This is a genomic window from Paracoccus sp. SSK6 (assembly GCF_039770665.1).
Classification (GTDB): Bacteria; Pseudomonadota; Alphaproteobacteria; order Rhodobacterales; family Rhodobacteraceae; genus Paracoccus.
Genome location: NZ_JBDPNJ010000054.1, coordinates 1 through 7,181 on the forward strand (window position 1 = coordinate 1; position 7,181 = coordinate 7,181).

Genomic DNA, 7,181 nt, shown 5'->3' on the forward strand with positions numbered 1-7,181 from the left:
CACTTAGAGTAGAAATCTACAATTTGCTAGCAGAACGAAATCTCATATGAATGGTCCGATATTTTTTGCAGTGAAGGGGCGGCTACTGTTACAGATCAGGACATGACTCATATTCTGATTGGCTACGCCCGCTGTTCCACGACAAACAGGACCTCGCTGCGCAGAAGGGCATCCTTGCCAGCCTCGGGGTTGCTGACGATCGCACCTACACCGACCACGGCTTCACCGGCACAAACCGCGCCCGCCCTGGTCTCGATCAGGCGCTTGCAGCCTTGCGGGAGGGTGACACGCTGGTGGTGCCGAAGCTGGACCGCCTGGCGCGTTCCGTTCCTGACGCGCGCGACATAGCCGATAGCCTGGCCGCGCGGGATAAAGCTTCAGCTTGGCAGAGCCATCCATGATCCAACCGACCCAATGGGCAAGCTGTTCTTCAACATCCTGGCGACCTTTGCCGAGTTCGAAGCCGACCTGATCCGCATGCGGACCCGCGAGGGCATGGCCGTGGCCCGCCAAGGGGAAGCTGCGGGGCAAGAAGCCGAAGCTGTCGGACCGCCAGCAGCAGGAGCTGCAACGCATGTATGACACTGGCGAGTATTCCATCAGTGATCTGGCAGAGGTGTTTTCGATCTCGCCGGGTCATGTCTCGGAAGTGGTGGAAGTTGGGCGGTGGCGTAATCTCCGGGTGAACTGACACCCACCCCACCGGCGGCGGCAACCGCCAGGGAGAGTGAGGGCCGCAAGCCGCCACCGGTTCGAGGCGCGGCCCGAACGCCATGAAGCAGAATACCGACAGCTCATCCTTTTCGCTACTGCCCGACGCAGGGGCGTATGATCCGATCGAGGATCGCCTTCGGGCAAATGTCCGTGCCACCGTTGAGGCCATGTTCGAAGAGGAACTGGCCGAGTTTCTCGGTCGCCTGCGTTACGGCCGCGGCAATGAGCGGGCCAAGGGTTATCGCCACGGGGCATCGCGACCGGCAGCTGACCGGCACATTCGGCACCGAGACGGTGCGGGTTCCTCGTGCCCGGATCGAGGACGAGGCCGGCAAGATTACCGAATGGCGCTCGAAGGCACTGCCCCGCTACAGGCGGCTGACAAAGAAGGCCGAGGCCCTGATTGCAGCGGTCTATCTGGCGGGGACCAATACCCGGCGCGTCAAGCGGGCGCTGTTCGGGCTGTTCGAAGGAGCCGTGAGCAAGGACGTGGTCAGCCGCGCCCGGGCCGCAAGGTGAAGGTCGATTGGGACGCGTGGTCCACCCGCGACCTGGCCGAGGAGGATATCGTTCGGCTCATCCTTGATGGCACCGTCATCAAGACCCGGCTGGACCGCAAGGCCACCAACCTCTCGGTGCTGGCGGCGATCGGCGTGCGGCGCGACGGGCAAAAGGTGCTCCTCTCGATCAGGACCATGGGCGGCGAAAGCACGGCTGCCTGGGGCAGCTTCCTCGCCGACCTGGACGCGCGGGGCTTGCCGCGGCCCGAGTTCGTGATCGTTGACGGCGCCCCCGGCCTTGAAGCCGCGCTTGTGGCGCTCTGGGGCGGGGACCTGCCCATCCAGCGCTGCACGGTTCGGCAGCTACCGCAACCTGCTCGGCCACGCCCCCAAGCGCCTGCATGACGAGTTGACCGAGGACTACCGCGACATGATCTACGCCGGCAGCGCCGCCGAGACCGAGACGCGTCGCAAGGCCTTCCTCCGCAAAGGGAAGCTGAAGTGCCGGGCCGTGGCCAATAGCCTTGAAGAAGCGGGCGACCGGCTCTTCAGCTTCACCCGCCTCGATCCCTTGCAATGGAAATCAGCAAGGACCACCAATGCCATCGAGCGTTTGAACGAGGAATTCCGCCGCCGCATCAAGACCCAGACCGTCCTGCCCTGCGCTGAAACCGTGCCGATGCTGCTCTGGGCGCTCTTGGCCTCGGGCCAGATCCAGATGCGAAAGGTCGATGGCTGGGAAACCCTGTCTCAGCCTCTCGTGCCGATGTCCCTTGACCTCGCGGCCTGACTGGAGCCAACGTTGCATGCCCGGAGCCCGCTCCTCGGCAATTTCCACCACATTCGCGACACGACCTGGCCATCGCCTGCGGGTCCAGTGCGGCGATGGTCTTTTCCGGAGCGGCGCCTGTCGGCATCAGCGCCCCGGTGGCATTGAACACCAGATCGAAGGCCCCCCGCGGCTGGCGGCCCAGATGATGCGCGATCGAAGCCTCGTCGGTCACGTCCAGCCCGTCCCGCGACCGCGACAGGCTGGTGATGCGGGTACCGCGGGCGGCGAGTTCATCCGCCAGCGCGGCCCCGATTCCGCCCGAAGCACCCAAGATCAGCGCGCGCTGAATCGGGACCGGGTCCACAGCCCGCTCCTGTCGATGTGTGCCGGTCTCAGGCGGCTGGTCAGGACATCGCCCTGCGCGGCGGCGACCAGGACCAGCTTGGCGGCCCTGCCGGTGCCGATACGGCGGCGGTAAGCGGACGGCCCCTCTGCGCGGATGCGGGTGCCGATCGCGCGATAGATGCGCAAGGCGGCCGCGATCGACCAGGCCGCCCGCCAAGGCAGTGCCGGCAACCCGGCCCACGCCGAGGCATAGTAGCTGTCCGCCACTTCCAGCAGCCGCAGGATTGCCGCATGGACCGCAGGCGAGGGCTCAGGCGCGGCCGGATCGGGCGCTTCTCCCGCCAGCCAGTCGGCGGGCAAGTAAAGCCGGCCCATACGGGCGTCGTCCATCACGTCGCGGGCGATGTTGGTCAGCTGAAAGGCGATGCCAAGATCGCAGGCGCGGTCCAGCACGGCCTCGTCGCGCACTCCCATCACGCGGGCCATCATCACCCCGACCACGCCCGCCACGTAATAGGCATAGCGCAGCGTGTCGCTCAAGGTGGCGTAGTGCTGGCCGGCCACATCCATGGCAAAGCCCTCGATCAGATCCAGGGGCCAGCCTTCGGGAAAGTCGTGCCGCCGCGCCACCATGCGCAAGGCCGCGAAGGGGGGCGACACCGGGCCGTTGCCCCGCAGCGCGGCGCGGGTCTCGGCCCGCAGCATGTCCAGCCGCACCGCCGCGTCCGCCACCGTCCTGCCCGGCGCGCCTAGATCCTGCCCGTCGATGACATCGTCGGCGTGCCGACACCAGGCGTAAAGCATAACCGTGTCATCGCGCATGGCCTTAGGCATCAGCAGGGCCGCGGCGGCGAAGCTCTTCGAGCCCTTGCGGATCACTTGGCCGCTGTCCTGCACCAGATCGGCGCGACTCATGGCTCGGCCTGCCGGTCGGGGTTCCAGGCATCGCGGTGGGTCGAGGCGCGCTTGCCCAGCACCCCGCTGCGCTTGAGGTCGGCCTTCAGCCCCTCGACCGGCGGGGCGTAGAGAAAGCCGAAGGATACGCAGTCCTCCCGTCCCTCGACCGCATGATGCAACCGGTGGGCCTGATAGAGCCGGCGCAGATAGCCCCGCCGCGGCACGTGCCGGAAGGGCCAGCGCTGATGGACAAGCCCGTCATGAACGAAGAAGTAGAGCAGCCCGTAGACCAGCATCCCCAGCGCCGCCCACCAAAGCCACGGCCACCACGCCGAGCCGATCGCGAACAACCCGATGGACAGGCCGGCAAAGACGATGGCGTAGAGATCGTTCTTCTCGAATGGGCCTTCGGTGTCCTCGTGATGGGACTGATGCCAGTCCCAGCCCAGGGGTCCATGCATGATCCAGCGATGGACGGCATAGGCCACCCACTCCATGGCCGCCACGGTCGCCAGCACGATCAGGATCGGGCCGAGCACGCTCATTCTTCCCGCCGCCGCGCCACGGGCAGCCGCCACCAAGGCAGGCCGGGATAAAGGTGATGCTCGTGATGATGGCCGCCGAAGTGGTAGCAGCTGAGCAGCGAGGCGAGATCGCCCATTGCGGGCGAGCGGGCGTTATGGTGATCGGGAAAGGCGTCCTCGCCCGTCCGGTGCGGCAGATAGGTTCCGAACCAGAACAGCTGCATGGAGGCAAGGATCGAGGGGACCGCCCAGAACAGCACGTAGGGCCAGCGCGGCCCCAGAACGATGGCGTAAAGGATCGTGGCTGTGCCCAGCACCCAGAACTCGCGCCAGCCGAAATAGCGTAGCACGAAGCTGAGATACCAGCCCACCGGCCCCGCGCGGGCGAAGTCGGGGTCCTCGTCGCTGCCGGAGTAGCGGTGATGGCGCATGTGCTGGACCAGCATGCGCCGGAAAGAAAAGCCCGCAAACAGCAGCAGCGCCAGCGTGCCGATGGCGGCATTGGCGCGCGGCCATCCCGGCAGGATCGAGCCGTGCATCGCATCGTGGGCGACGATGAACAGCCCGACCGAAAGCCAGGTCAGGCCCGCGAGGCTGAGCGCCGCGAGGAACGGATGGGGCAGCGCGTCGAGATGCCAGACGGCGAATACGTGCAGCGTCAGCCAGACCGCCACGATGGCCGCAGCCAGCAGCAGGCTGATCCCGGTCTGCAAGTGGCGCTCCGGAGAGCGGAGGCGGCGATTCGCGTCCATGACCGCTATTATGCCGTGGATGACAGACGGATTCTATGGAACAGTCGTCCTATTCAACAATCCCGGCGAACGTCCCGCCGCCAGCCCGGCGCACGAGCAGGGCAAGCGGCCCTCGCGCGCTGCTACGAAAGCGAGTCTGATGATTGCCATTTGCTGGTTCAGGCGCGATCTGCGGCTAACGGACAATCCCGCATTTCGTGCGGCGGCTGCAGCGGGGCGGGTGCTGCCCGTCTTTCTCGTGGACAAGGCATTGCGCGCGCAGGGCGCGGCAAGCCGGTGGCGGCTGGAGCGATCACTTCATGCCCTTGGGGCCGACCTGCGGTGGCGGGGTGGAACGCTGGCGGTGATCGAAGGCGAGGCCGCGGCCCTCGTGGAACTGGCACGCAGGGCCGGCGCAACCGAGGTCCATGCGACCGCTTGGCCGGACCCGGCGCAGCGCCGCGCCGACGAGGTGGTGGCGTCGGCCCTGGCAAGGGAGGGGCGGCGGCTGGTGCTGCATGACGGCCATACGCTGCTGCCACCGGCCACGCTGCGCACCGGCAGCGGCGGCGGCTTCAAGGTCTATGGTGCCTTCGCTCGCGCCCTGCGCCGGCAAGGCGTGCCCCCGCCGGTGTCCGTGTCCGTTCGCATCCGTTGGGCGCCTGCAGTGGACGGGACACTTGCCTTGCCCGATGTCGCGCTCGCGTCCGACATGAGGCGCGGCGAGGCGGTCGTCGCCCGCTTCGCGCCTCCGGCAGGCGAGGCGGCCGCGTTGGACCGCCTCGCCGATTTCCGCGACCGAATTTCTGGATACGTTACTGGCCGGGACCGCCCGGACCGACCGGATGCGACCTCGGGCCTGTCCGACGCGCTGGCGGTAGGCGAGATATCCGCGCGCACTCTTTGGGCCGCGGCGGAGGCAATGGCGGGAGACCCAGCGCTTGCGTCTGCGGCCGAAAAGTTCATGGCCGAATTGATCTGGCGCGACTTCGCCTGGTCGCTGCTGGACGGCTTTCCGCAGATAACGGAACGGTCCTGGCGGGCGGACTGGGACGCATTCCCCTGGCGCAAGGATGCCAGCGACCTGGTAGCCTGGCAGCGCGCCATGACGGGCGAGCCGCTGGTCGATGCTGGCCTGCGCGAGCTTTACGTCACCGGGCGGATGCACAACCGCGTGCGCATGGTGGTCGCGAGCTACCTTGCCAAGCACCTGCTCCTCGACTGGCGGGCGGGACTGGCGTGGTTTGCCGACACGCTGATCGACTGGGATCCGGCCTCGAACGCGATGAACTGGCAGTGGGTGGCGGGCAGCGGGCCGGATGCATCGCCGTTCTTCCGCATCTTCAACCCCGCCGCGCAGGCGGAAAAGTTCGACCCCAAGGGCGACTACCGCGCGCGCTGGCTTTATGGCTGGCGGGGTAGCCGGTCGGCCGAGGGGCGAGCCTGGTTCGAGGCCGTCCCCCGCACGTGGGGGCTGGATACGGAAGCACCCTATCCCGACCGGCCGATCGTCGATCTCGCTGCGGGCCGGCAGCGGGCGCTGGACGCCTTGCAGGCGATGCGCGCGGCGCGGGCGGATTGAGCCGCCGTCAGCCTTGGCTCGCGTCCGCCAGCATCAGCCCGGCCGTCGCCTTGGCCGAGCCGACGACCCCGGGGATCCCCGCGCCCGGATGGGTGCCCGCGCCCACCAGATAGACATTGCCGATTGCATCGTCGCGGTTGTGGGGGCGGAACCAGGCCGACTGGGTCAGGATCGGCTCGACCGAAAAGGCGCTGCCGTGATGAGCGTTCAATTGAGACGCGAAATCGGCCGGCGTGAAGATGCGCCGGGTGGTCAGCGAGGCGCGCAGGTTCGGGATCAGCCGCTCCTCAAGGCTGGCCAGCAGGCGGTCGGCATAGGCCTCGCCCTGCACGTCCCAGTCGACTGCGGCGCGGCCCAGATGCGGTACCGGGGCCAGCACGTAATGGGTGGACCTCCCCGGCGGCGCAAGGCTGGGGTCGGTGACGGAGGGCGAGTGCAGATACATCGAGAAATCCTCGGGCAAGGCAGGCCCGCCGAAGATCTCGGTCACAAGCTCGCGATAGCGCGGGCCGAACAGGACCGTGTGGTGGGCAAGGCCTTCCGGCACATGGTCCAGCCCGAAATGGCAGATGAAGAGAGACATCGACCAACGCCGGCGCGCAAGCCTGCGCGCCATGGCCTGCCCGCGCCGGGTATGGCCCAGCAGATCGCGGTAATGGTGCATCACGTCGGCGTTGCTGGCGACCCGTGCCGCCGCGATCCGGCGCCCGTCCGCGAGGGTGATGCCGGTGGCGCGCCCGCCCTCGACCTCGATCCGGGCGACGGGCGCGTTCAGCGCCAGATGGCCGCCCAGGCGCTGGAACTGCCGCGCCATGCCCGCGACCAGGGCATTGGTGCCGCCCTTGGCGAACCAAACCCCGCCCTGCCGCTCCAGCGCGTGGATCAGCAGATAGATGGAACTGGCCGAGAACGGGTTGCCGCCCACCAGCAGCGAATGGAAGCTGAAGGCCTGCCGCAGCCGCGGATCGCGGATGAAGCGCGCGACGATGGCGTGGACCGAGCGGTAGGCCTGCAGCCGCACAAGTTGCGGGGCGACGCGGAGCATGTCGCCGATGGACTGGAACGGCACCGCCCCCAGCCGGACATAGCCTGCTTCGTGGACCGCGCGCGAATAGG

At 67.7% G+C, this 7,181-nt stretch carries 5 protein-coding genes and 2 pseudogenes; 3 read left to right on the forward strand and 4 right to left on the reverse strand.

Annotated features, from left to right (window positions below; all coding sequences use genetic code 11):
• Positions 1-102 precede the first annotated feature (102 nt).
• Together AAIL68_RS16895 and AAIL68_RS16900 are read left to right on the forward strand one after the other, a co-directional pair.
• Positions 103-691, forward strand: a pseudogene (locus AAIL68_RS16895) (recombinase family protein).
• 82 nt (positions 692-773) lie between these two features.
• Positions 774-2,004: pseudogene (locus tag AAIL68_RS16900) on the forward strand (IS256 family transposase).
• A gap of 315 nt (positions 2,005-2,319) precedes the next feature.
• Here the strand turns inward: AAIL68_RS16900 and AAIL68_RS16905 are convergent.
• From AAIL68_RS16905 to AAIL68_RS16915, 3 genes are read right to left on the reverse strand one after another with little or no spacing between them, the layout of a single operon-like run.
• Complete coding sequence (locus tag AAIL68_RS16905; RefSeq protein ID WP_347140927.1) at positions 2,320-3,246, reverse strand: phytoene/squalene synthase family protein; 927 nt, start codon at positions 3,244-3,246, stop codon at positions 2,320-2,322.
• On the reverse strand, positions 3,243-3,773 hold the full coding sequence (locus AAIL68_RS16910; RefSeq protein ID WP_347140928.1) for a sterol desaturase family protein: 531 nt from the start codon (positions 3,771-3,773) through the stop codon (positions 3,243-3,245). The genes AAIL68_RS16905 and AAIL68_RS16910 overlap by 4 nt, the downstream gene beginning before the upstream one ends.
• On the reverse strand, positions 3,770-4,465 hold the full coding sequence (locus tag AAIL68_RS16915; RefSeq protein ID WP_347140930.1) for a fatty acid desaturase: 696 nt from the start codon (positions 4,463-4,465) through the stop codon (positions 3,770-3,772). The genes AAIL68_RS16910 and AAIL68_RS16915 overlap by 4 nt, the downstream gene beginning before the upstream one ends.
• Positions 4,466-4,643: 178 nt before the next feature.
• Here AAIL68_RS16915 and AAIL68_RS16920 point away from each other — a divergent pair, with 178 nt between their 5' ends.
• Positions 4,644-6,065, forward strand: coding sequence for a deoxyribodipyrimidine photo-lyase (locus AAIL68_RS16920; protein WP_347140932.1), 1,422 nt, complete (start codon positions 4,644-4,646; stop codon positions 6,063-6,065).
• 7 nt (positions 6,066-6,072) lie between these two features.
• On the opposite strand, the gene crtI is transcribed toward AAIL68_RS16920, so the two are convergent.
• Positions 6,073-7,181: phytoene desaturase family protein (gene crtI / locus AAIL68_RS16925; protein WP_347140933.1), on the reverse strand; the 1,109-nt coding region annotated here is incomplete at its 5' end.

Excerpts from the sequence above, each read along its gene's own strand:
- AAIL68_RS16905 (WP_347140927.1), bottom strand. The coding sequence starts at position 3,246 with ATGAGTCGCGCCGATCTGGTGCAGGACAGCGGCCAAGTGATCCGCAAG.
- AAIL68_RS16910 (WP_347140928.1), bottom strand. The coding sequence starts at position 3,773 with ATGAGCGTGCTCGGCCCGATCCTGATCGTGCTGGCGACCGTGGCGGCC.
- AAIL68_RS16920 (WP_347140932.1), top strand. The coding sequence starts at position 4,644 with ATGATTGCCATTTGCTGGTTCAGGCGCGATCTGCGGCTAACGGACAAT.